19 protein-coding genes are annotated in these 23,057 nt (G+C 72.3%); 7 read left to right on the top strand and 12 right to left on the bottom strand.

What is annotated here, in order from left to right:
* Both AMK31_RS37410 and AMK31_RS37415 read right to left on the bottom strand, forming a co-directional pair.
* On the bottom strand, positions 1–1,419 hold the full coding sequence (locus AMK31_RS37410) for an amidohydrolase family protein (protein WP_073945205.1): 1,419 nt from the start codon (positions 1,417–1,419) through the stop codon (positions 1–3).
* On the bottom strand, positions 1,416–2,864 hold the full coding sequence (locus tag AMK31_RS37415) for a uracil-xanthine permease family protein (RefSeq protein WP_079187101.1): 1,449 nt from the start codon (positions 2,862–2,864) through the stop codon (positions 1,416–1,418). The genes AMK31_RS37410 and AMK31_RS37415 overlap by 4 nt, the downstream gene beginning before the upstream one ends.
* A 367-nt stretch (positions 2,865–3,231) precedes the next feature.
* Here AMK31_RS37415 and AMK31_RS37420 point away from each other — a divergent pair, with 367 nt between their 5' ends.
* Together AMK31_RS37420 and AMK31_RS37425 are read left to right on the top strand one after the other, a co-directional pair.
* Entirely contained in the window at positions 3,232–4,272 is a 1,041-nt protein-coding gene (locus AMK31_RS37420; protein ID WP_073945261.1) for a LacI family DNA-binding transcriptional regulator, read from the top strand.
* A 414-nt stretch (positions 4,273–4,686) separates the two neighbouring features.
* Positions 4,687–5,661, top strand: a complete 975-nt coding sequence (locus AMK31_RS37425) for an SGNH/GDSL hydrolase family protein (protein WP_073945207.1) — start codon at positions 4,687–4,689, stop codon at positions 5,659–5,661.
* A gap of 706 nt (positions 5,662–6,367) precedes the next feature.
* Here the strand turns inward: AMK31_RS37425 and AMK31_RS37430 are convergent.
* The gene (locus AMK31_RS37430; RefSeq protein WP_073945262.1) at positions 6,368–6,823 is read right to left on the bottom strand and encodes an Lrp/AsnC family transcriptional regulator; all 456 of its coding nucleotides are present in this window, start codon (positions 6,821–6,823) and stop codon (positions 6,368–6,370) included.
* 123 nt (positions 6,824–6,946) lie between these two features.
* Between AMK31_RS37430 and AMK31_RS37435 the strand changes: the two genes are divergently transcribed.
* A complete protein-coding gene (locus AMK31_RS37435) occupies positions 6,947–7,495 on the top strand; it encodes an RBBP9/YdeN family alpha/beta hydrolase (protein ID WP_073945208.1) in 549 nt (182 codons plus the stop codon).
* Between the two features lie 386 nt (positions 7,496–7,881).
* On the opposite strand, the gene AMK31_RS37440 is transcribed toward AMK31_RS37435, so the two are convergent.
* Positions 7,882–8,607 (bottom strand): dienelactone hydrolase family protein, encoded by a 726-nt coding sequence (locus AMK31_RS37440; RefSeq protein ID WP_073945209.1) that lies wholly within the window; start codon positions 8,605–8,607, stop codon positions 7,882–7,884.
* 367 nt (positions 8,608–8,974) lie between these two features.
* On the opposite strand from AMK31_RS37440, the gene AMK31_RS37445 reads away from it, so the two are divergent.
* Positions 8,975–10,417 carry a cytochrome ubiquinol oxidase subunit I gene (locus AMK31_RS37445; RefSeq protein ID WP_385312681.1) on the top strand — a complete coding sequence of 481 codons (1,443 nt, stop codon included), beginning with the start codon at positions 8,975–8,977 and terminating at the stop codon, positions 10,415–10,417.
* A gap of 7 nt (positions 10,418–10,424) precedes the next feature.
* The gene (locus AMK31_RS37450; protein ID WP_338013070.1) at positions 10,425–11,453 is read left to right on the top strand and encodes a cytochrome d ubiquinol oxidase subunit II; all 1,029 of its coding nucleotides are present in this window, start codon (positions 10,425–10,427) and stop codon (positions 11,451–11,453) included.
* Between the two features lie 258 nt (positions 11,454–11,711).
* Here AMK31_RS37450 and AMK31_RS37455 read toward each other — a convergent pair whose 3' ends face one another.
* A complete protein-coding gene (locus tag AMK31_RS37455; RefSeq protein ID WP_073945211.1) occupies positions 11,712–12,284 on the bottom strand; it encodes a hypothetical protein in 573 nt (190 codons plus the stop codon).
* A gap of 42 nt (positions 12,285–12,326) precedes the next feature.
* Positions 12,327–12,794: an asparagine synthase-related protein gene (locus tag AMK31_RS37460; RefSeq protein ID WP_079187102.1), complete on the bottom strand. Its 468-nt coding sequence runs from the start codon at positions 12,792–12,794 to the stop codon at positions 12,327–12,329.
* A 156-nt stretch (positions 12,795–12,950) separates the two neighbouring features.
* On the opposite strand from AMK31_RS37460, the gene AMK31_RS37465 reads away from it, so the two are divergent.
* Positions 12,951–14,336, top strand: coding sequence for an MFS transporter (locus AMK31_RS37465; protein WP_198948665.1), 1,386 nt, complete (start codon positions 12,951–12,953; stop codon positions 14,334–14,336).
* A 51-nt stretch (positions 14,337–14,387) separates the two neighbouring features.
* Here AMK31_RS37465 and AMK31_RS37470 read toward each other — a convergent pair whose 3' ends face one another.
* From AMK31_RS37470 to lnt, 4 genes are all read right to left on the bottom strand, one after another.
* Positions 14,388–16,355 carry a helix-turn-helix domain-containing protein gene (locus tag AMK31_RS37470; protein ID WP_198948666.1) on the bottom strand — a complete coding sequence of 656 codons (1,968 nt, stop codon included), beginning with the start codon at positions 16,353–16,355 and terminating at the stop codon, positions 14,388–14,390.
* Between the two features lie 70 nt (positions 16,356–16,425).
* Complete coding sequence (locus AMK31_RS37475) at positions 16,426–17,226, bottom strand: 3-hydroxybutyrate dehydrogenase (RefSeq protein ID WP_073945214.1); 801 nt, start codon at positions 17,224–17,226, stop codon at positions 16,426–16,428.
* A 54-nt stretch (positions 17,227–17,280) separates the two neighbouring features.
* Positions 17,281–17,760 carry an NUDIX hydrolase gene (locus tag AMK31_RS37480; RefSeq protein ID WP_073945215.1) on the bottom strand — a complete coding sequence of 160 codons (480 nt, stop codon included), beginning with the start codon at positions 17,758–17,760 and terminating at the stop codon, positions 17,281–17,283.
* 89 nt (positions 17,761–17,849) lie between these two features.
* On the bottom strand, positions 17,850–19,460 hold the full coding sequence (gene lnt / locus AMK31_RS37485; RefSeq protein WP_073945216.1) for an apolipoprotein N-acyltransferase: 1,611 nt from the start codon (positions 19,458–19,460) through the stop codon (positions 17,850–17,852).
* Between the two features lie 240 nt (positions 19,461–19,700).
* On the opposite strand from lnt, the gene AMK31_RS37490 reads away from it, so the two are divergent.
* Positions 19,701–20,735: an O-antigen ligase family protein gene (locus AMK31_RS37490; RefSeq protein ID WP_241842858.1), complete on the top strand. Its 1,035-nt coding sequence runs from the start codon at positions 19,701–19,703 to the stop codon at positions 20,733–20,735.
* Between the two features lie 860 nt (positions 20,736–21,595).
* Here the strand turns inward: AMK31_RS37490 and AMK31_RS37495 are convergent.
* On the bottom strand, positions 21,596–22,141 hold the full coding sequence (locus AMK31_RS37495; RefSeq protein ID WP_073945218.1) for a hypothetical protein: 546 nt from the start codon (positions 22,139–22,141) through the stop codon (positions 21,596–21,598).
* A 93-nt stretch (positions 22,142–22,234) separates the two neighbouring features.
* Complete coding sequence (locus AMK31_RS37500) at positions 22,235–23,035, bottom strand: glutamate racemase (RefSeq protein ID WP_073945219.1); 801 nt, start codon at positions 23,033–23,035, stop codon at positions 22,235–22,237.
* Between the last annotated feature and the right edge of the window lie 22 nt (positions 23,036–23,057).

Below are 23,057 nucleotides of genomic sequence, written 5' to 3' on the forward strand. Positions count from 1 at the left end.
TCACTGCCGCGTGCTCCGCTCCCCCGACCGGTGCAGCGCCCGAGCCACCGTGGAGGTGGGATGCACCCGGGTCACGTCCGCCCTGCCCACGGCGGCGCGGGCCAGCTCGGCCGCGCGCCGCACCAGCGCGGGCCCGTCCCAGTCGGTCGGCAGGCCCTTCCACAGGCGCAGGCGTCCGGCGACGTAGACAGCCGTGATCTGGTCCCGGTTGCCGCGGCGTACGAGTTCCCAGGGCAGGTCCCAGGAGAGCGCGAGCTCCGGTGTGCCGACGTCGACGAGGAGGAAGTCGGCCGCCATGCCCTGGGCGATGGTGCCGGTACGGGCACCGAGGCCGACGGCGTCAGCACCGCCGCGGTGGGCGTGTTCCAGCCACGTCCAGCCGGCCCCGCACGAAGAGTCGCCGGTGCCCAGACCGTACGCCAGCCGCTGCGCGAACTCCGCGGCCTCCGCGAGCCGGAAGCCGTCGCCCCGGGTGCCGTCGGTACCGAGACCGAAGCGGATGCCGCGCTCGGCCATGGCGGTCGCGGGCGCGACCGCGTTGCCCTTCCACGCGCTGGCGACCGGGTTGTAGCTGACGGCGGTCCCGGTGTCGGCGAGCAGGGTCAGCTCGCGCGGGGTGAGGAGCGTGGCGTGCGCGGCGAGCAGCTGGGGGCCGAGCGCGCCGACGCGGTGCAGGTGTTCCAGAGGCCGCAGCCCGTGCCGGACCAGGGAGCGTTCCACGCCCGCGAGGTGCTCGTTGACATGGATCTGTACGACGGCGCCGGCCTCGGCGGCGAGTCGGGCGGTGGCGCGCAGGGTCCCCTCCGTGGCCGCCTCCGGGATGGAGACGGCCAGTGAAGCGTGGACGAGGGGGTCGCCGGCATACCGGGCGAGGTGCTTCTCGGCGTTCTCGACAACGGCCGGGTGACTCGCCTCGTCTCCGCTGTCGGCGTCGTTGCAGACGAGTCCCAGGACGCAGCGGATTCCGGCGTCGCGCGCGGCGGAGGCGACCACGTCGACGTCCACACCGGCGCGGGTACCGGCGTCGGCGACGGTGGTGAAACCGCCGCGCAGCGCTTCGAGTGCGGCCAGCTTGGCCGCCGTGTAGGCCGACTCCTCGTCCAGCGCGCCCTCCAGCGGGACCCAGACCCGGCGGAATATCTCGGACGGCTCCCCGAAGGCGAGCGCGGCGCCGAAGCTCTGGGTGAGGTGGTGGTGGGCGTCGACGAAGCCGGGCATCAGCAGATGGCCGGGCAACCGTACGGGCGGCAACAGCGGGTAAGTGCGCTCCAGTTCGTGCGCCGGTCCGACCGCCTCGAAGCGGCCGTCGCCGATCACGACGGCCCAGCCGTCGGCGGGACCTTCGGGGAGCAGGACCGCGTCCGGTTGGAGGAGGAGGGGGCCGGGGGCGGCGAGAGCGTCGCGGTCGGGCTGGTTCATCGGTCGCTTTCTGTGCGTGCGGTGGCCAGACGGGCGGTGATGCCCGGCCGGACGTGGTGGAAGAGGACGTTGAGGACGGCGGCGACGAACGCGCCGACGGCGACTCCGCTTTCCAGCAGGATGCGGACGTTCGCGGGGAAGTGGCCGTACACGCCGGGGATCAGGATCGGCAGCAGTCCCAGAGCGAGGGCGACGGCGCAGATGAACGTGCTGGTGTGCTTGTCGAGGTCGGAGCGGCCGAGCATCTGGATGCCGAGCACGGTGATGACGGCGAAGACGACCATGGCGGTGCCGCCGATGACCGCGGAGGGGACCACGCTGATCGCGTTGGTGACGGGCGCGAGCAGCCCGATGACGATCAGTACGATGCCGGCCGCGGCGGTGACGAACCGGCTGCGGACGCCGGTGACACGGACGATGCCGATGTTCTCCCCGCTGGTGACCATGAGCGGCAGGCCGAAGAAGCCTCCGAAGAGGGAGGTGAGGGCGTCACCGCGGACGGTCTTCGGCACGTCGGTCCGCTTGTCGATGTCCTTGCCGACGGCGTCGGCGTTGATGACGGTCTGGCCGGTGGCCTCGGCCATGGATGCCAGGCTGTAGAGCATCAGCGGCAGCGCGGCGACGAGGTTGAACTCCGGTGAGCCGAAGGGCAGCAGGCGCGGCAGGCTGACCAGTCCCCCGCCGGCGCCCGCGAAGTCGACCGCGCCGAGCGCGGCGGCGAGCACGGTGCCGGCGAGCAGGCCGAGCATCACGGCGAGCTGGCGCAGGATCCCGGTGAAGAGCAGGTAGAAGACGACGGTGAAGGCGATGGTCGCCATGCCCAGGCCGAGGTTGAGGGGATCCGCGAAGCCGGGCGTGCCGGGACGTCCGGTGACGAGGACCGCGCCGACCTTCACCAGGTTGACACCGACGATGACGATCATCGTGCCGATGACCAGGGCGGGGAAGAACTTGAGCAGCCGGGAGAAGACCGGCAGCACGACGAAGTAGAACGCCGCCGTGAGGATCACCGCTCCGGTGGCGGTGCGCAGTCCGTGCTGTTCCGCGATCGCGAGGAAAAGGATCAGGGGCGCCCCGCCCGGCAGCATCACGAACGGCAGCCGTGGCCCGAACTTCCAGGGACCGAGCGACTGGATCAGTGAGCCGACGCCGGACAGCACGAAGGCGGCGGACAGCAGGTCGACGGTCAGCTCCGTGCCGAGCCCGAGCGTGGCGCTCATCAGGAAGATCGCCGAGATGGGCGTGGCGGCCATGACGAGGACGTGCTGAATCCCGAAGAGGAGGATCTTCAGGACCGGGCGCGATTCGTCCACGGGATGGGTGGTTCCGGGCCTCCGGGGGTCGGCGGGGGCGGCTGCGGGCTCGCCGCCACCGCGCGTGACCACCGCACGGCCGGGGGCGGCGGGCTGTCCGGCTTCGGGCAGGCTCTCGCTGGGACTGGACACGTTCGGGCTCCGTTCGGGGCGTACGGGAACGCTCGGAATTTCAGCCGCGATCTCGCCCTGGACGGTGAGCCAAATCGATTTGGCCAAATCGATTTGGCCGCCAGTATGTGAGGCCGTCGACCCACCGTCAAGGCCCGCCGCAGCACCGGATGCGTTCAGGACGGGACGAGGACGGCGCCCCGTGGAGCCAGGCGCGAGATCGCCGAGCTCACGGTCGAGGTCCCCGGCTGCGCGAGACGGCCTCGCGGGCACACCACCCGTACGACCACCCGTAAAAGCTCCCGCACGACCTCCCGCACGACCTGATGCCGAGATCGGCGAAGATGGTGGGATCAACCGTCCGTGTCCGCGAGGGGTGTCCGAGCAGATGGCTACGTTTGCCTCCGGTCAGAAACCGCCGACGATCGCTGATGTCGCACGCGTCGCCGGGGTTTCGCGCACGACCGTGTCGCACGCCCTCAACGGGCTCGGCAAGGTGGACCCCCGGACGCGCGAGCGCATCAGGCAGGTCGCGTCGGAGCTCGGCTACCGCCCCAATCTGCGGGCGCAGCGGCTGCGGCGCGGGGAGGCGAAGGCGATCGCCCTGGTGTCCTCGATGCCGTTCGCGGTGGCCGGCGGCCCGTCCCGGCTCGGGTTCTACATGGAGGTCGCGGCCGCCGCGGCGGAGAGCGCCCTGGTGCACGACTACGCGCTCGTGCTCGTCCCGCCCGTGCAGTCGGGTTCGGCCCTGTACTCCCTCGACATCGACGGGGCCATCGTGGTCGAGCCGGACGTCGAGGACGCGGCGGCGGCCCAGCTGCGCGAACGCGGACTGCCGTATGTGGCGCTCGGCCGGCCGGTGTCACCGAAGGAGGACGCCCCGTACGTCGATCTGCGCGGCAGGCTGGTCGCCGAGCTGCTGCTGCGGCACCTGCACGAGCAGGGCGCCGTCCGGCCGGCCCTGATGGTGGGCGCCGGTTCCCGGCACTCGTCGGTGGACGCGGTCGCCGCGTACGAGGGCCTGGCCGAGGAGTACGGCTGGACGCCGATCGTGGCGAGAGTGCCGGAGTCGGGCGGCGAGCAGGCGGGCTACGAGCGGTGTGCCGCCCTGCTCGCGGAGCACCCCGGCATCGACGCGGTGTGCGCGCTGGTGGACGCCTTCGCGGTGGGTGCGGTCCGGGCGATACGGGAGAGCGGGCGTGCCGTACCGGACGACGTCATGGTCGTCACCCGCTACGACGGCCTGCGTTCCCGCACCTGCCAGCCGCCGCTGACAGCGGTCGACCTGCACCTGGACCGGGTGGCCTCCGACGCGGTACGACTGCTCCTGGCGCGCCTGCGCGGTGACACCGCCACACCTCCGGTGTCGGTGGCCCCCGAGCCCCGGGTGATCGCCCGTGCGTCCTCGGTCCGGGCGGGCCGGGGCTGAGCAGGCGATCGCGACAGAAGCTGGTTTCCCCCGCTCCGTCCAACCTCAAGCGCATCGTCGCCGCCAGCCCCATCGGTACCACCATCGAGTGGTACGACGTCTCAGGTCATGCCTTAAGTTCTGGCGGCCTTGTACGGCTGGGGTCGAGCTCGCCAGTGATCGAGTTCAGGACAGCTCTCGGGAGGATGTGTGTCAGGCCGGGGCCGTGTTGTCGATCAGGAACCGGCACGGTGCTGCGCAGACACCGCTTCCGAGTGGTCGCGCGTAGGGGGTGAGTGGTCAGCACGCTGAACACCGGTCCCCCACAAAGGTGCGCCCCACATCCGAATGTGACTGTCCGCATGGGATCTAGTGCACTGAGTGACGACTTCTTTATGGTCAAAGCGACGCCAACACCGCATCCCTGGAGGATCCGTGGCACGCTTCCGCACTCGCCTGGCCCTGCTCTGCTCGGCCGCAGCTCTCGCTGCCGGCGCTCTTGCCCCCGCGCAGCTCGCCAGGGCACAACCCGCCGCCGCGGCCGAGGACCACCAGTGGGTCGCCCTGGGTGACTCCTTCACCGCCGGGGTCATCCGGGCCGCGGGCAACACCTTCGAAGTCCCGCGCGACGGCTGCGAGCGCACCGACCGGTCCTACCCCCAGGTCATCGAGCGCGACCTCTATGGTCTCTTCGAGCTGACCAACGTCAGCTGCGGCGCCGCCACCATCGAGAACGTCACCGACACACCCCAGCACCCGATCGGCCGTCACCTGCCGCCCATCGCCGAGGACCCGGACTACCCCTTCCCCGCGGTGCCGCCGCAGTCCGAGGCGGTGGGCCCGGACACCGATGTCATCACCGTCGGCGTGGGCGGAAACACCCTCGGCTTCGCCGACCTCCTCCTCAAGTGCCCGGAGCTGGGCGGCGAAAGCAGCGGCAAGGGCACCCCGTGCAAGGACGCCCTGGCCGCCGGCATCCCGGACCGGCTGAAGAAGGTGCGTCAGGAGTACGAGCGGATGCTCGCCGTGCTCCACGAGCGCGCCCCGCACGCGAAGATCCTGGCCGTCGGCTACCCCACGCTCATCCCCCAGGACACCTCCAGCTGCAACTTCGGCGACCTGACGCAGTTCGGCACGATCACCCAGGGCGACCTGGACTGGCTGCGCGATGACGTCCTGGAACCCCTCAACAAGGCCATCAACAACTCGACCGGCACCCAGGAAGCCGCCAGCTTCGTCGACCTCTACACCCCGTCCCGCAACCACAGCGTCTGCGACGACTCCAAGTGGGTCGAAGGCTTCATCACCCTGCCCGACCAGCTGTCCTTCGTCCACCCCAACGCCCTCGGCCACCGCAACGCCGCCGACCACGTCGAAGAGGCAATGCTCAACGCCATCGACGCGAGCTGACCCCCACCCGGCATCCCCGCCGACCCCCGCAACGAACTGCCCCCCGGCACCAGCCGGAGGCCATTTCCGTATGACCGGCGCCGCCCACTCCTGACAACCCACAGCGAGCTCTGGAAGACAGGCCCGAGGGCGGCCACCGGCCCCGCCAGGGCGGCGGGGCGGGTGTCAGGGGCCGGCGGGGGCTGGGACTTACGGGTCCGCGGCAGGCGGTTTCATCGCCCCTTGGTCAGGACTCGTCGAGCGGGACGTAACGGGAGTACGGCCAGAAGTCGGCGGTGAGCGGTTCGGTCGCGGTGATGCAGATCGTCGTTCAGCGTCGCCTCGGTGATCCGGCCCAACCCGGATGAGGTCACGGCCCAGGCGGTGCCGGCCGTCGCGGCGAACCCGGAGCGCCCCCTGGCCCGGCAGCGGCGGCCGTTCAAGCCGGCCGACCACACGCTGGAGGTGTTCGGCGACTACCACCGGTCAGGTCACACACCCAGCCGCGCGAGCGGCGGTCAAACGGCTGCACGCGGAGGGCAAGACGTCCAGCAACGGCGTCGCCCCGCGTCCCCGGGAGGCGGGGTGGTGGGCCGGTCCACCACCGTCTGGCTCCAACGCCGCCTCCGATCTCGTTGTCGTCCAGCCGGGAGCGCCCGGTTCACCGCCCTGCGCTACTTCACCCTCGACGGCACCGGCCACCGCATCCGGCACGAGATGTTGCGGGTCATGACGTTGTTGTCGTGGCATCGGTCAGCGGTTTCTGGGGGTAGGCGCGGAGCACGAGGGATGTGGTGACAGGGCCGTAACGGGCAAGTGCGTCGACGACTTCTTCGAGTCGTCCTGCCTGCGGGCAGTAGACGTCGAAGATGAGGCAGTCCTCCCCGGTGACTCTGAGGGTGGAGGCGATCTCGGAGGTCCTGGAAGCGAAGTCCAGGGCGCGTGAGAGCTGGGCGTGCGTGGTGCGGAGCCGGATGACCGCGTGAATGTGCAGCCCGAGGGCTGCCGGGTCGACCACCGCTCGGTAGCCGGTGATGACGCCGCTTTTCTCCAGCCGCTGGATGCGCGCGCCGGCCGCGGGTTGTGAGAGTCCGACGCGGCGTCCTACCTCTGCGCCGGTCAGCCGGCCGTCGGTCTGGAGCAGGGCGAGGATGTCTCGGTCTATCCGGTCGAGTGATTCCATCGTTGTCCGCACCATTTTCTTTTAGATCACTTGCGCTACCGCCGTTGCGCTGATCGATCCAACAGAATCTGCGCCAGGCGCCCCCGTGATCGTAGGGGGCGACGAGTGAAACGGTGGTGGGCAGTGGTCGCTTACGTCGTCATCCCGGGTATCGACGGCTCGGACGGGCAGCACTGGCAAACCTTGTGGGAGCGGCAGTGGGGCACCTCGGCGGTGAGGATCACCCCCGCCTCGTGGTCCGCACCCGATCTGGACGACTGGGTCGACGCTGTCCAGGAGGCATACGACTGTGCTTCCCGGCAGGACAGCCGCGTTGTGCTGGTAGCCCACAGCCTGGGCTGCTGGGCTGCGTCAGTCTGGCTGAACAAGAATCCCTCCAGCTCGACAGGTGGCGCCTTCCTGGTCGCGCCGCCCGACCCTCAGGGGCCGGCGTTCCCACGTCAGGCTGCCGCGACGTTCACGGAGGTGGCGGCACAACCGTTGCCGTGCCCGGCCCTGGTGGTGGGCAGCGCCAACGACCCGTACTGCACTCCCGAGGCGGCCGCCGGCTTCGCGGCGCAGTGGGATGCGCGGTGGCACTTGGCGGGCGCGTGCGGGCACATCAACTCCGCCGGCAACCTGGGCTCGTGGCGGTACGGCCGTGAACTTCTGGACTCGCTGACCCGGCAGTGACCAACCACCGCATGGGACGTCTGCCACCTGGTGCCACCCGTTCGGACAAGGAAGTCCTCCCGTTGACGCACAGAACGCGCCGCTGCCCGTCGAAGGTCGCCACGGGCTCGTTGTTGAACAGTGTCGGACGCGGCCTCATCGCACACGTGGCAGCCGAAATGGGCGCCTGCCGCACGGTCAGGTTGGTCCGACCGACCGTACGCCGTGACCAGCACGAACCGGTCCTCCAGCGGCAGGCCCAGCTGATCACTGCGTTGCGATGGGAGCGGACTCATGCGCAAGGGCCGGCCGTGAGTTGCCAAACTGCCGTGGTGGCTCAACCCCGCGAACGGGGGTACCCAGGACGGCTCTGACGACGTGCTCACCGCGACCGAAGTCTGCCCAGATCACTCCATTACGGGCAGGCACTCGGCGAGCAGGTCGACGACGTCCCGCCAAGCTCGCTGCGCGTGCTGAGGGTGATAACCGACCCCGGGAAGCACGATGTGGTCGACCGGTGGGTGATGGAAGGCGTGCAAGGCGCCGCCGTAGACCACGAGGCGCCAGTCGACGCCCGCAGCCTGCATCTCGGCGGTGAATGCGTCCCGTTGCTCGGGCGACATGATCGGGTCTTCCGACCCGACCCCGGCCCACACCGGGCAGTGAATGCGCGCCGTCTCGCCTGGTCGGCCCGTGGTCAGTCCGTTGACTGTCGCGATCGCGCGCAGGTCGACGCCGTCGCGCCCGAGTTCCAGCGCGATTGCGCCCCCGGTGCCGTAGCCGACGGCGGCGATCCGGTCCGGGTCGGTCCGCGGCTCGGCGCGGAGCACGTCGAGCGCCGCGTGGCCGATGCCTCGCATCCGGTCGGGATCGGCGAGCAGCGGCATGCAACGGGCCAGCATCTCCTCAGGGTCGCCCAGATAGCGCCCGCCGTGGATGTCGAAGGCCAGCGCCACGTATCCCAGCTCGGCGAGCGCATCGGCCCGGCGGCGCTCGACGTCGCTGAGCCCCAGGCCCTCGGGCCCGACCAGGACCGCGGGCCGGCGGTCGACACCGGCCGGGAGCGCGAGGTGCCCGATCATCGTCAGGCCGTCGGCCGCGTATTCGATCGTGCGCGTTGCAACCGTCGTCATGAGTTTGGACTGTAGTGATCGCCGAGCCCGGCCGGGCCAGTGTTCTGCCGCTGGCAGAGGGCAGGTCTCTGGCGTGTTCCAGAGCCGCGTGCGAGGCCGCCCGACTCCGGTGCTGGGCACGGAGATCTCCGAGAAAGCCGTCGCGCCTTGACGTGGAAGGTCTCTAGTTGAACCAACCGGCCGTGCAGGACGGACTGCGCCACAACCGTCGCGTCGGTCACCGAGGTGACCCGCACCATGCGTTCGACAGACCCCTGAGGCTTCACCGCCGAACCCCACCGTGGCCGGCTGGGTGATCCTCTGCCGCCATACGGACGACGCAGTGGCTGCACGGCTTGCGTCGGCACCCCCGAGTGGAGCCACCTGTGTGGGGACCGTACTTGTCGATACCTATCCGTACTCGTCCGTCCTGATCCGCCGCATGCCAGTCTCACCAGGGGAAACCATGCCGTCTTTGGCCGATGCCGCATTCGGGGAGCCGGATCTCGGCGCCGCGCGGATGCAGATGGCACTGTCGCTGGGCTGGCACATCATTCTGGCCTGCCTGGGCGTGGGTATGCCCGCGATCACACTGATCGCGGAGTGGCGTGGACACCGCACAGGAGATCTGAACTACCGGCTGCTGGCGCGGCGCTGGGCGCGGGCGATGGGTGTGCTGTTCGCGGTGGGCGCGGTCTCCGGAACGATCCTGTCGTTCGAGATGGGCTTGCTGTGGCCGGGGCTGATGGGGACGTACGGCGAGGTGATCGGCCTGCCGTTCTCGCTGGAGGGCATCGCGTTCTTCATCGAGGCGATCTTCCTGGGGATCTACCTCTACGCCTGGGACCGGCTGCCGCCGGTTCCACACATGCTGTCCGGGCTGCCCATCGTCGTGGCCGGGGTGGCCAGTGCCTTCTTTGTCGTGACCGCCAACGCCTGGATGCAGCAGCCCACCGGCTTCGACACGGAGAACGGGCGCATCGTCTCGGTGGATCCGTGGGCAGCGATGTTCAATCCCGCGACTCCGCCGCAGACCGTGCACATGATCCTCGCGGCGTTCATGGTCGCCGGCTTTCTCATGGCGGGTGTCTACGCCGTGGCGATGCTGCGCGGCAGACGCGACCGCTACCACCGTCTCGGCTTCCTCATTCCCTTCACGGTCGCGGCGATCGTCACCCCGGTGCAGATCGGAGTCGGGGACTGGGCGGCCCACTTCGTCGCCGAGAACCAGCCCGTGAAACTCGCCGCCATGGAAGGCGTCTTCCACACCGAGCGCGGAGCCCCGCTGCACCTGGGCGGCTTCGCCATCGGCGGCGAGCTTCGCTATGCGCTGGAGATCCCCAACGGGCTGTCCCTGCTGGCCCATTGGTCGCCCGACGCGGAGATCGTCGGACTGGAGAACGTACCGGAGGCCGACCGGCCACCGGTCAACGTCACGCACTGGGCCTTCCAGATCATGGTCGGTATCGGCTTCGGTCTCCTGGCGCTGTGCGCGTGGCTCGCGTTCACCTGGAAGCGCCACCGGGACCTGCCACGCACACCGTGGTTCCTGCGCGCCTGCGCCCTGTCGGGCGTGGGTGCGGTCCTGGCACTCGAAGCCGGCTGGACCGTCACCGAAGTAGGGCGCCAGCCCTGGATCGTGTACGGCGTGATGCGCACCTCCGAAGCGGTCAACCCCGCTCCCGGCCTCGTCTGGGGGTTCGTCCTGGTGGCGCTGGTGTACGCGGTACTGACCGTTGCCACCGTCTACGTGCTGCGACGCCTGGCCCGCGACGAACCCGTTCCCGTCGCCCCGCAGGAACGCGACGTAACCGACTACAAAGTCATCTGAGGTTGCCGTGCACCTGCCCGAGATCATGCTCGTCGTGCTGTGGATCGGCCTGACGGCGTACGTCCTGTTCGGCGGCGCCGACTTCGGCGCCGGGGTGTGGGACCTGCTCGCCGGAGGAGCCGAGCGGGGCCGCGTCCAGCGCGACCTGGTCGAGCACTCCATCGGCCCGGTGTGGGAGGCCAATCACGTCTGGCTGATCTTCGTGATCGTCCTCACCTGGACCGGCATCCCCTCCGTCTTCGCCGCGATCGCCTCCACCCTGTACATCCCGCTCACCGCCGTGGCGCTCGGCGTCATCGCGCGCGGCGCGGCCTTCGCGTTCCGCAAAGTGAGCCGCGAGCTGTGGCGGCAACAGCTGTTCGGGGCCACCTTCGCCTTCTCCTCGCTCGTCACACCCTTCTTCCTCGGCACTGTCGCCGGCGCCATCGCCTCCGGCCGCGTACCACCCGGCATCGCGGCCGGGGACCTCGTCACCAGCTGGGTCAACCCCACTTCCCTCATCAGTGGCGTACTGGCGGTGGGGACCGCGGCGTACCTCGCCGCCGTCTACCTCACCCGCGACGCCCAGCGCACCGGCGACGAACCGCTCACCCAGGCTTTCAGGCTCCGCGCCCTGTACACCGGGGTGTTCGTCGGCGTGATGTCGGCGGTCGGGCTGTTCGTCCTGCGCGCGGACGCCCGGCCACTGTTCGACGACCTCACTTCCGGCGCCGCCTTGCCTCTCCTCGTGCTGTCCGTGGCCGCCGGCGTCGTCTCGCTGGCACTGCTCGCATGGGGCCGCTCCTACTTGATGGTCCGGCTGACCGCCGCGCTCGCGGTCACCGGACTTCTGTGGGGATGGGGCATCGGCCAGCAGCCCGTACTGCTCCCGGGTGTCACTCTCGACGAAGCAGCCGCGACCGACGCCGTGCTGGGAGCCAGCCTCGGCGCGCTGGCGGCCGGCGCCGTCCTGCTCCTGCCGTCCCTGTGGTGGCTGTACGCCACTTTCCAACGCGACCGCACCGGGGGGCACCGCGAGCCTACGACCCGCTCGTGACGGCAACGAACGGGGTCCCCCAGAGGCTCAGCCACTGTCGAGCGCGCCATAGGCTCCCGGACCGTCGCCACTCGCCACTCGCCACGAGAAATGCGCCCACATCTACCTCGGCACCGTCACCCTCGCGACCCTCGCGATCCGGCTCCGAACATGATCCGAGAAACAGCACCTAGGAGAGTTGTGGCGGAAATGGCAAGCAGCGACGCTCCCGGGTGTCGCGTCGGAGGCGGTTGCGGACCTGGTCGGCCCCCTCGGTGATCATGTGAGCGATGCCCCGCCGTCGCAGAGGGCCGGCGAGTCGGCCCCCACGCTGCGCGGAGGCGAGCCAGCGTGCCGCCCGCGTTCACGGTGCAGCGGCTCGGTGGCGTCCTGGGCCGCGCCGAGCAGTCGCTCACGGCACAGCTGTACGGTCTGCTCGCTCGCCCAGGGCGGAAGATATGGGCGTAGCCCCCAGCGCAGGTCGTCTCCATGCACCGGCGTGCGTAGCAGTCCGGCGGTCTCGGTGAGCCAGGCAGCGTAGGAGCCCCGGTCGAGCAGCGCCCTTGTGATCGTCCCGAGGGGCTGGCGGTGTCGCGCGCGCCACCCGGCCGCGTGGCGCAGGCCTGCTGCGGGTGAGCGCCGCGGCAGGCCGTGCACATACGAGGGTCGCGACTGGATGACCTGGTCCCCGCCGAAGCCGGACAACCGCAGCCGGGCCCCGCGCGCCCGCATCTGCTCGGCCAGGTACCGCTGCTCCACCCGCGTACGCACGATCGCGGACGGCTCGTCGCCCAGATCCACGCGCTCCTCCAGCCCGCTGAACTGGGCGGGCACATCGGCCGGCTCGAACACCAGATGCTCGACGTGGGGCAGGTGCCCGGCGGCCCGGGTGGCCTAGAGGCGGTCCTCGTTGGTGGGTGCGCCCGCGTCCAGGGTGACGGTGACCAGCCGGGCGCCCGCCTTCGCCGCCAGGAAGCACAGCGAAGTCGAGTCCATGCCGCCGGACAGGTCCGCGCCCACCACCTCGTCCGGTCGGACCCGCAGAACGACCGCCCGCTCAAGTGCCTCCCGCAGCCCGGCCGCGGCCTCGTCCAGGGGCAGTTCGGCCGTCGGCGGCCGCCACCAGCACCGGGTGCGCATCTCGCCGCCGGGCGCCAGCTCCAGAGCAGTGCCGGGCAGTACGGCATGCACGCCACGCCACAGCGCACCCCAGGCGAGCGGGTGCGGAACGGTGTCACCGGTGAGCCGCAGCGCCAGCTGCGCGGTGTCCAGCTCCGCCGCGGTCAGCCGGGCGAGGACGCGGGCCTGGTCGGCGCAGACCGTGCCGCCGCCGGCCTCGGCCCGGTACAACCTCCGCTGCATCGAGGCTGTGCAGGAGGCCCTGCCGCCACCCCATGGTGGGAACGCGCACCCTCCCGCCCAAAACTATGGTGTCCCACCACATACGCCTCTGACCTGCCCCTTCCTACGGTGTGGCGACACGCAAACGTCCCCGTCGAACGTCAGGAAGTGGTGCCGATGTCGTCGCCCGCGACCGCTCCCCCCGCTCCGTCCAACCTCAAGCGCATCGTCGCCGCCAGCCTCATCGGTACCACCATCGAGTGGTACGACTTCTTCCTGTACGGCTCAGCCGCCGCGCTCGTGTTCAACGAGTTGTTCTTCCCGGAGTCCGACCCGCTCGTCGGCACGCTGCTGTCGTTCCTGACGTACGCGGTCGGGTTCGCCGCGCGGCCGTTGGGCGCGCTGGTGTTCGGGCACTACGGTGACCGGCTCGGGCGTAAGAAGCTGCTGGTGCTGAGCCTGCTGCTGATGGGTGGGGCGACCTTCGCCATCGGGCTGCTGCCGACGCACGCGACGATCGGGACCGCCGCGCCGGTCCTGCTGACCGTGCTGCGGCTCGTGCAGGGATTCGCGCTCGGCGGTGAGTGGGGCGGCGCCGTCCTGCTGGTGTCGGAGCACGGGGACGCGCGGCGGCGCGGGTTCTGGGCGTCGTGGCCGCAGACCGGCGCGCCGGCCGGGCAGCTGCTCGCGACCGGCGTGCTGTCGCTGCTGACCGCTGTGCTGTCCGACGACGCCTTCTCCGCATGGGGCTGGCGGATACCGTTCCTGCTTTCCGGTGTGCTGGTGATCGTCGGGCTGTGGATCCGGCTGTCCGTCGACGAGTCGCCGGTGTTCCGGCAGGCGCTCGCGCAGGCCGAGGCGCGCAAGGCGTCCGGGGCTGCCGACGCCGAGAAGCTGCCGCTGGTCTCCGTGCTGCGCCACCACTGGCGGGACGTCCTCGTGGCGATGGGCGCGCGTATGGCCGAGAACATCAGCTACTACGTCATCACCGCCTTCATCCTCGTCTACGCCACCACCGCCGCCGACGTCTCCAAGCAGACCGCGCTGAACGCGGTGCTGATCGCCTCCGCCGTGCACTTCGCGGTGATTCCGCTGTGGGGCGCCCTGTCGGACCGGGTCGGACGTCGTCCCGTGTATCTGCTGGGCGCGGCCGGGGTCGGGCTGTGGATGTTCCCGTTCTTCGCGCTCGTCGACACCGGTGACTTCGGCAGCCTGCTCCTCGCGGTGACGGTGGGCCTGGTGCTGCACGGCGCGATGTACGCCCCGCAGGCCGCGTTCTTCTCCGAGATGTTCGCGACCCGGATGCGTTACTCCGGTGCCTCCATCGGCGCCCAGTTCGCCTCGGTCGCGGCCGGCGCGCCCGCGCCGCTGATCGCCACCGCGCTGCTGTCCAACACGGGGGGCTCCACCTGGATCGCCCTGTACGTGATCGCGGCGGCGCTGCTCACGGTCGTCGCCGTGGGCGTGGCCAAGGAGACCCGCGAGCGCGACCTGGCCGACGTCGAGCCCGACGCCAGCGCCTCCTCCGAGGACGCCCGGGCCGCGGACGCGCACACCGTCTGACCGGCGCCACTGACCGCGGCCCCCGTACGCCCTCGCGTGCGGGGGCCGCGGTCAGTGGCGTTCCGGTGCCGCCAACCGGTGCAGGCGCAGGGCGAGCTGGATCTCCAGGGCGCGGGACGGGGTGTGCCAGTCGTCGCCGAGCAGACGGCCGACGCGTTCCAGGCGCTGGGCGACGGTGTTGACGTGGACGTGCAGCTCGTCCTTGGTGCGGGCGGGGCTCATCCCGCAGGCGAAGTAGGCGTCGAGGGTGCGCAGCAGTTCGGTGCCGCGTCTCTCGTCGTAGGCGACGACCTGGCCGATGGTGCGGTCCACGAAGCCCGCCACGTCCCGGTCGCCGGCGAGCAGCAGTCCGAGGAAGCCGAAGTCGTCGGCGGCGGCGCCGTCTCCCGTACGGCCCAGCAGGCGCAGGGCGTCCAGGCAGCGGCGGGCCTCCGCGTAGGCGCCGGCCACGGTGTCCGGGTGGGCGGCGAGGTCGCGGACCGGTGGGGAGGCGCCGACGGTGACCGATTCGTGGACGGCGGTGCCGAGGTGGCGGGCGGTACGCCGGGCCAGTTCGGTGGCGCTGTCGCCCGCGGTGAGGGGCAGCAGCAGGACGGTGCCGCCGTCGCGGGCGGCGGCCAGCCCCTGCCGGGTCGCGGCGAGGTGGGAGGCGGCGGACCAGAGGCGGCGCCGGGCGGCGGCCTCCTGGTCGGCGTCGGCGGCGGGGCCGTCGAGCCGGGCGGCGAGCAGGACGTGGGTGGCGTCGAGGTCGGCGTGCAGCCGGGCGGCGCGCTCACGGAGCAGGCGGGGGTCGCGGTCGCGGGCGTCGAGCAGGTCGTCCAGGAGTTCGCCGCGGACCCGCTGTTCGGCCTCGGCGGCGGAGCGGCGGGCGAGCAGCAGCAGGGAGGTGACCATCGCGGCGCGTTCCAAAGTGCGCTGGTCGACCGGGTCGAGGCCGGGATGGCCGCGCAGCACCAGCGCGCCGAGGAGTTCCCCGCCGGCGGCGACGGCGGCGATCCAGTCGTCCTGGTGGCGCACCGCGTGACCCTCGGCGCGGGACTCGTCCAGGGCGCGGGCCGGGGCGTCGGCGGCCTCGGTGAACTCGACCGTGCCGTCCAGCACCTCGGAGACCGCGGCGGCCACGTCGTGCACCCCGCCGCCGCGCAGGACGAGTTCGGCCAGCCGGTCGTGCACGTCGGAGGCGCGTTCTATGACGGCGCTGCGGTCCTGGATGATCTCGTTGGCGCGTTCCAGGCCGGCGAGGGCCGCGCGGGTCTCGGTGAGCAGGTTGGCGGTGTCGATGGCGGCGGCGGCCAGGGCCGCGAAGGAGCCGAGCAGCGCGATCTGCTCGCGCTCGAAGACCCGGGCGCGGCGGTCGGCGGCGAAGAGCACCCCGATCACGTGGTGCCCCAGCATCAGCGGCACGCCGAGGATGGCCACCAGCCCTTCGTCGCTCACGCCCGCGTCGATGGTGTCGGTGTGCTGGAAGCGTTCGTCGCGGAAGTAGTCGTCGGTGACGTACGGCCGGGCCGTCTGGGCGACGAGTCCGCCCAGCCCCTCCCCCATGCCGAGCCGGAGCTGCTGGAAGCGGGCCGCGACCGAGCCCTCGGTGACCCGCATGTAGGTGTCGCCGCGGGCCGGGTCGTTGAGGCTGAGGTAGGCGACGTCGGTGCCGAGCAGGGACCGCGCGCGCTGCACGATCGCCTGGAGGACGGCGTCCAGGTCGCGCAGGCCGGCGAGGTCGTGGGCGGTCTCGAACAGGGCCGACAGCTCGGCCTCGCGGCGGCGCCGGCCCTCCAGCTCCGCGCGCACCCGCAGGGCGAGCAGCTTGGCGTGCTCCAGTGCGGCGATCCGCTCGGCCGGCCGGCCCTCGGCGCGGGCGAGCAGCACCGGCTGTTCGTACGCGTCGGCGGACGCGCCGCGGGCCAGCAGCTCGAGGAACGGCGCCTCGACACCGTCCTTCGGTGTGTCGAGGCCGGTGTCGGGCGCCGGGGCTCCGGTGGTGGGGCGCTCGGCGGACTGCACGTGATCGCGGGACATGCTCACAGGATTCACCATGACGCGGGCGCCTCGTCAGCCCTGTGGAAAACTCCGGCCGGCGCCCGGCGGCTCAGTGCGCGGTCCAGCCGCCGTCGAGGACGAGCGAGGTGCCGGTGACGAAGGACGCCTGGGGCGCGCACAGGTACGCGACCGCCTCCGCGACCTCCTCCGGCTCGATGAGCCGCTTCACCGCGCTGTCCTGGAGCATGACCTCGGCGAGGACGCGCTCCTGCGGGATGCCGTGCGCCCGTGCCTGGTCGGCGAGCTGCCGTTCGACCAGGGGCGTGCGGACGTAGCCGGGGTTGACGCAGTTGGAGGTGACACCGTGCGGCGCCCCTTCGAGGGCGGCGGTCTTGGACAGGCCCTCCAGGCCGTGCTTGGCGGCCACGTACGCCGACTTGTACGGCGACGCGCGCAGGCCGTGCACGGAGGAGATGTTCACGATCCGGCCCCAGCCCTGTCCGTACATGTGCGGCAGGGCGCCTCTGATCAGCCGGAACGGTGCCTCCAGCATCACGGTCAGCACGGTGTGGAACACGTCCGGCGGGAACTCCTCCAGCGGCCGTACGAGCTGGAGTCCGGCGTTGTTGACGAGGACGTCGGTGCCGGCGGCGACCTGTTCGGCGGCGTCCAGGTCGGTGAGGTCGAGGACGTGCGGTTCGACGGTGCCGGCCAGACCGGCGGACTGGTCGGCGAGGGCGGTGAGGCCGCTGTCGTCCCGGTCGACCGCTCTGACCTTGGCCCCGGCGGCCGCGAGCCGCAGCGCACAGGCGCGGCCGATGCCACCGGCGGCGCCGGTGACGAGAGCGGTGCGGCCGCCGAGGTCGAGCGTGGGGGCGGACGGGCCGGGGAGGTCACGGGGCGGGGTCATGGGTCGACCCTAGGCAGGGCCCGCCCCGCACCCCATGTGGTCATCCCCCACAGTTCACTCTGAAGCCATAGGTTCGTACCACGTGGGTGCGTCCGACAGCGCCTGCTTGATCCGGAACAGCCCGAACTCGTGCAGCTCCGGCAGCGCGTCGACCTCGAACCAGCCGACCTCCAGCGACTCGTCGTCGTTGACCCGGGCCTCGCCGCCGACCGCGCGGCAGCGCAGGGTGATGTCCATGTACTGGCAGGTGTCACCGTTGGGGTAGGTGACGGGGTCCAGTGCCTGGACGAGGACGACCCGCTCGGGGACGCAGTGCACCCCGGTCTCCTCGTAGACCTCCCGCACCGCGCAGACCGCGGGCTGTTCACCCGGGTCGGGGATGCCGCCGAGCACCGACCACTTGCGGGTGTCGGCGCGGCGGTTGAGCAGCACTCTGCCGTCGTCGTCGAAGACGATCGCGGTGATCCCGGGGAGCCACAGCAGCTGGTGACCGGCGGAGGCCCGCAGGGTGCGGATGAAGTCAGGAGTAGCCATGCGCCGACCCTAACGGGCCGCCCCGGCGCCCCCGGTGAGGTTCCGGGGGCGTACGGCAGTCCTACGGCAGGCGTACGGCGGTGGTACGGCTACACGTCACCCGCGCGCCGCCCGCGCACGCGAACGGCGACCGCCCAGCCGAGACCGCCCACGGCGACCAGCACCAGGGCGAGCTCCGGCAGGACGCCGAACCGGGTGGCGGGGGTCTCGGACGAGCGCAGCGGCACCTCCTGGACCAGGGAGTCCGCGACGAACATGCCGCTCCTCTGGGAGATGGTGCCGTCCGGCAGGATGATCGCGCTGACGCCGCTGGTCACCGGCACGGTGACGGTCCGGCTGTGCTCGACCGCGCGGATCCGCGACATGGCGAGCTGCTGGTAGGTCATCTCGCTGCGGCCGAAGGTCGCGTTGTTGCTCGGCACGGAGATCATCTGGGCGCCGTGGGTGACGGTGTCCCGCACGGCCCAGTCGAAGGCCGCCTCGTAGCAGGTGGCGAGGCCGACCTTCGTGCCGTCGAGGGTGAACACGCCCGGCTCGGAGCCCCGGCTGAAGTCCTGGCGGACCATGCTGGTCCAGCTCTTGTTGATCATGTCGAGCAGCGAGCGCAGCGGCAGGTACTCGCCGAACGGCTGGATCTGCCGCTTGTCGTAGGTGTCGAGCGGGCCCTTCTCGGGGTCCCACAGGATCTGCTCGTTCAGCAGCCTGCCGTCGCGTTCCACGACACCGCCGACGGAGATGGGCGCACCGATCGCCTTGGCCGCGCGGTCGATGACCGTGCGGGCGTCGGGGTTGGCGAAGGGATCGATGTCGGAGGAGTTCTCCGGCCACAGCACGAAGTCGGGCCGGGCGACCTTGCCTGCCTTCACCTCGGCCGCGAGCCGCTCCGTCTCGCGCGCGTGGTAGTCGAGCACCGCGCGGCGCTGCTCGTTGAAACCGAGTCCCGCGCGGGGCACGTTCCCCTGGATCACGGCGACGGTGGCGGTGCCGGTCTGGGCCTCGTCGCTGACCAGCGGCAGGGCGGCCAGCGCCGCGAGGGGCGGCACCGCGAGGCTGAGCAGTGCCGTGATCGCGGCGGCCCGCGGTATCGCGCGGGTGCGGCGCGCCTCCACCGCGAGGCGGATCACCTCGTACAGTCCGAAGCCGCACAGGACGACCGCGAAACCGAGGACCGGGGTGCCGCCGACGGCGGCGAGCGGCAGGAAGACGCCGTCCGCCTGGCCGAAGGCGATCTTGCCCCAGGGGAAGCCGTGGAAGGGCACACGCGCGCGGGCCGCCTCCCCCGCGATCCACACCGCGGCCGCCCACACGGGCCACGCGGGCAGCCGGGACACCGCGGCGACGCCCGCGCCGACGAGGGCGACGAACAGTGCCTCGATGGCGACGAGCGCGAGCCAGGGGCCGGGGCCGACCTCCACGCCGGTCCACACCAGCAGCGGCAGCAGGAAGCCCAGGCCGAAGAGGTACCCGAGGCCGAGGCCCGCCTTCACACTGCGGCCGCGCAGCACCCACCCGAAGGCGGCGAAGGCCGGCAGGGCCAGCCACCACAGGATGCGGGGCGGGAAGCTGACGTAGAGCAGCACTCCGGAGAGCGCCGCAGTGGCGGCCGGGACGAGACGCAGGAGTCGCGCCCCGCGCTGGGCGGGTGCGGTCCGCGGCTGGACGTCGTCCGACTCGCCGACGGAGGTTGCGGTGACGGTCACTCCGGGAGTCTACGGCGGGTGACGAAGCCACCGACAGCGCGGTCGGAGGGGCCGGCGGTACCTGGCGCCCACCTCTGCAGCATCGTTTCCGCACCGGTCCTCGCTACTCATCCACAAACCGCCCATCAGCCGTTACCGTGAGCCGAAGCCTCGGGCCGTGCGGCCGTGTCCTGGACCGGCGGACGGGGCCCGTCACAGGTCGGGGGACCGGTTTCGGGGGGACGGGTGGGTTCCACGGGGATGTCGTCTGCGGTCGGACCGGAAGCGGACGGCGACAGACGAAACGTTTCTGATGCGGCGGGCGTGATGGTGCTCGGCGCCTGTGCCGTCTGGTCGATGATCACGGCCGCGGTCCACGGCGGCCGGCCCGAGGGCATGCTGCTGGCGGTGCTCGCCGTGGCCGGCGGGTACGCCGCCGGGCGGATCTGCGGATCGCTGCTGCCGGTCGCCGCGCCCTGTGCCGGGGCTCTCGCCGGCCTCGGTCTGACCGTCGCCGCGCCGCGCCTCGTCCTGGGTCCGCAGCCCGGTGCCCCGCTCGGGCACGCCGGGGCGACCGCGGCGCTGCTCGCCCTGGCCGCCGGCGCCGCCTGCTGCGCGGCCTGGTCGGCCCGCCCCACCGCACTGCGGCTGGCGCTGCGCGCGCTGGCCGTGGGGATCGCGGTGACCGCCGCGGCCGTGGGCTCGGTCACGGGTGCCCTCGCCTGTACGGCGGTGCTGCTGGCCTCGCTCGCCGCCGGGCGGGTGCGGCACCGGGGGCTGGGCGTCGCCGGACTGGCACTGGCCGCGGTACTGCTGGTCGGAGTCGCCCTGGCGGTCGCGGGGCGCGTGCTGCCACCGGGACTGTCCGCGTCCCTGGAGGGCCCGCTGACCCGGCACCGGGTCGATCTGTGGCGGGACGCACTCGCCCTCGCCCGCGCGGACGCCGTGCTGGGGGCGGGGCCGGGGCGGTTCGGGGAGCTGAGCCAGGCCGTGGCCGGCTCGCCGCTGTCCGACGGCAAACCGCACTCGGCGCCGTTGCAGCAAGCGGCCGAGCAGGGAGTGATCGGGGTGCTCCTGCTGGCGGCGGTGTTCGGCTGGATGCTCTACACGCTGTGGCGCACCGCGCGGCCCACGCCGGTCGCGCTCACCGCGGGCGCCGCGCTGACGGCGCTCGTGGCGATCTCCGTGGTCGGCAACGCGCTCAGCTTCACCGCGGTGACGGCGGGAGCGGGCCTGCTGGCGGGGCTGGCGACGGCACGCACCCCGCTCGGGGAGCCGTCGCGGCCGGGAGAGTGAGCGGACCGCGCGGAAACGCGGATGGCGGCACCGGGCGGAGAGCGAACGCACCGCGCGGAAGAGCCGATGGCGGCGCCGGGGCTCCGGGACCGGACCCGGCCGAGCTGTGGCCGCACCATGCGGGGCCACGTCACGGCGCCGCGGCTGCGGGACCGGACCCAGCCAAGCTGTGGCGCACCACGCAGAAGCGCCGCCCGGTGGAGCCGCCGCCACACCGCGCGGGACCGCGCCACGGCTCCGGGCGTCCGGGACCGGACCCAGCCGAACCGTCGCCGCACCACGCGGGACCACGCCACTGCGCCGGGACTCCGGGACCGGACCCAGCCCAACTGTGGCGCACCGCGCCGGGCCGCGCCGCTCGGCGAAACCGCAGCCACACCGCCCGAGACCGCGCCGCCCGGCGAAGCCGTCGACGCGCCACGCGGAACCACGCCACGGCGCCAGGGCTCCGGGCCGGACCAGCCCAGCTGTGACGCACCACGCCGGGCCGCGCCGCCCGACAAGCCGTCACCGCACGGCGCGAGACCACGCCACGGCGCCGGGACTCCGGGACCGGACCCAGCCCAACTGTGGCGCACCGCGCCGGGCCGCGCCGCTCGGCGAAGCCGTCGACGCACCACGCGGAACCACGCCACGGCGCCGGGGCTCCGGGACCGGACCCAGCCCAGCTGTGGCGCACCACGCGGAAAGCACGCGGCCCGGCGGAGCCGTGGCCACAGCGCCCGAGACCCCGCCGCCCGGCGAAGCCGTCGACGCACCACGCGGGACCACGTCACGGCGCCAGGGCTCCGGGCCGGACCCAGTCGAACCGTGGCCACGCCGCGCCCCCGACAAAACCGGCACCGTAGGTGACGCCGACGTCAGCGCGTCGTCTCCGGCGCGCTGGGCAGGAGCCGGTTCCGGATCACCCGTACCGCCGATTCCGCGTCGTCCACGGTGATCGTGAAGGTGTGGCCGTCCCACAGTCGCAGGACCAGGCCCTCGCCCCGGCGTACGACGACGGCGGTGCCCTTCTCGGGGCGCCAGCGGTAGCCCCATCCGCCCCAGTGACGCGGTGTGACCAGCGGAGCGAAGTCCGCGCCGGCGACCTGTGAGAGGGGGATGCGGCGGCGCGGCACGCCGATGTGGCCGCAGCGGATCTCCAGGCACTCCGCGTCCACCCGCAGCGCGACGTGTACGAAGGCGAGGGTGCCGAACAGGACCAGCAGGCCCGCCGCGATGCAGCCGACGACCGACATGACCAGCGGGACGATGCCGCCCGTCCACGCGGAGTCGATGGCCAGCCCGATGCCGAGCGCCATGCAGGCGGCACCGAAGAGCGCCAGCAGCCACTGGAACCGGTTGGTGGCCCGACCGGTCCAGACATCGGCGTCAGGGGCGCTCTCGGGGCGGGGGTGGTCCCTCATGCTTCGAGGTTACTCAGCTTTCGCTGCGCGGGTAGCCCGTCGCACAGCGTGACTGGGCCGGTCGGGCGTCCAGGGCCCTGGCACCGGGAGTGGTCAGCGCGGGTCGGCCACCGGGGCGGGGACGTCCGAGGTCAGCAGACGGCCTTCCGCATAGGCCAGCGCCGGCGCGGGCAGCGCGCCCTCGCGTCCGCTCAGCAGCACCGTGACCTCGCCGTGCGACGCGGCCTCGGGCCGGGCGTCGGCGCCGATCCGGCGCAGGGCCTGCGCGGCCACGGCGCCGGCCGAGCCGTGCAGGGCCAGCGGCGGACGGCCCGGGCGCTGCACGGCGGCACGGATGCGTTCGGCGACCAGTTCGTAATGGGTGCAGCCCAGGACCACGGTCGTTACATCGTTGGGCGTCAGCTCGGCCGCCGCGGCGACGGCGGCGTCGATCGCCGCCTCGTCCGCGTGCTCCACGGCTTCGGCGAGGCCCCAGCACGGCACCTCGGTGACCGGCACGCCCGCGGCGAAGTCCCGGATGAGTCCCCGCTGGTAGGGGCTGCCGGTGGTGGCGGGCGTGGCCCAGATGGCGACGTGCCCGCCGCCGGCCGCCGCGGGCTTGATCGCCGGGACGGTGCCGATCACCGGCAGGGCGGGCTCCAGGAGGGCGCGCAGCGTGGGCAGGGCGTGCACGGTGGCGGTGTTGCAGCCGACGATGAGGGCGTCGGGGCGGTGCTCGGCGGCGGCCTCGGCGACGGCCACGGCCCGCGCGGTGAGGTCCTCCGCCGTACGCGGGCCCCAGGGCATGCCGTCCGGGTCGAGGGAGAGCACCAGATCTGCGTCGGGGCGAAGGCGCCGTACCGCGGCGGTGGCCGCCAGCAGCCCGATTCCTGAATCCATGAGCGCGATCTTCACCCGGCCACGATAGTCGATGTGC

It is taken from the genome of Streptomyces sp. TSRI0107 (assembly GCF_001905845.1).
In the GTDB taxonomy this organism is placed as follows: Bacteria; Actinomycetota; Actinomycetes; order Streptomycetales; family Streptomycetaceae; genus Streptomyces.

Coding starts and splice junctions, on each gene's coding strand:
- AMK31_RS37440 (WP_073945209.1), bottom strand. CDS start 8,607: ATGACGACGGTTGCAACGCGCACGATCGAATACGCGGCCGACGGCCTG.
- AMK31_RS37495 (WP_073945218.1), bottom strand. CDS start 22,141: ATGAGGGACCACCCCCGCCCCGAGAGCGCCCCTGACGCCGATGTCTGG.
- AMK31_RS37490 (WP_241842858.1), top strand. CDS start 19,701: ATGTCGTCTGCGGTCGGACCGGAAGCGGACGGCGACAGACGAAACGTT.
- AMK31_RS37465 (WP_198948665.1), top strand. CDS start 12,951: ATGTCGTCGCCCGCGACCGCTCCCCCCGCTCCGTCCAACCTCAAGCGC.
- AMK31_RS37460 (WP_079187102.1), bottom strand. CDS start 12,794: ATGCAGCGGAGGTTGTACCGGGCCGAGGCCGGCGGCGGCACGGTCTGC.
- AMK31_RS37470 (WP_198948666.1), bottom strand. CDS start 16,355: ATGTCCCGCGATCACGTGCAGTCCGCCGAGCGCCCCACCACCGGAGCC.
- AMK31_RS37430 (WP_073945262.1), bottom strand. CDS start 6,823: ATGGAATCACTCGACCGGATAGACCGAGACATCCTCGCCCTGCTCCAG.
- AMK31_RS37480 (WP_073945215.1), bottom strand. CDS start 17,760: ATGGCTACTCCTGACTTCATCCGCACCCTGCGGGCCTCCGCCGGTCAC.
- AMK31_RS37410 (WP_073945205.1), bottom strand. CDS start 1,419: ATGAACCAGCCCGACCGCGACGCTCTCGCCGCCCCCGGCCCCCTCCTC.
- AMK31_RS37420 (WP_073945261.1), top strand. CDS start 3,232: ATGGCTACGTTTGCCTCCGGTCAGAAACCGCCGACGATCGCTGATGTC.
- AMK31_RS37475 (WP_073945214.1), bottom strand. CDS start 17,226: ATGACCCCGCCCCGTGACCTCCCCGGCCCGTCCGCCCCCACGCTCGAC.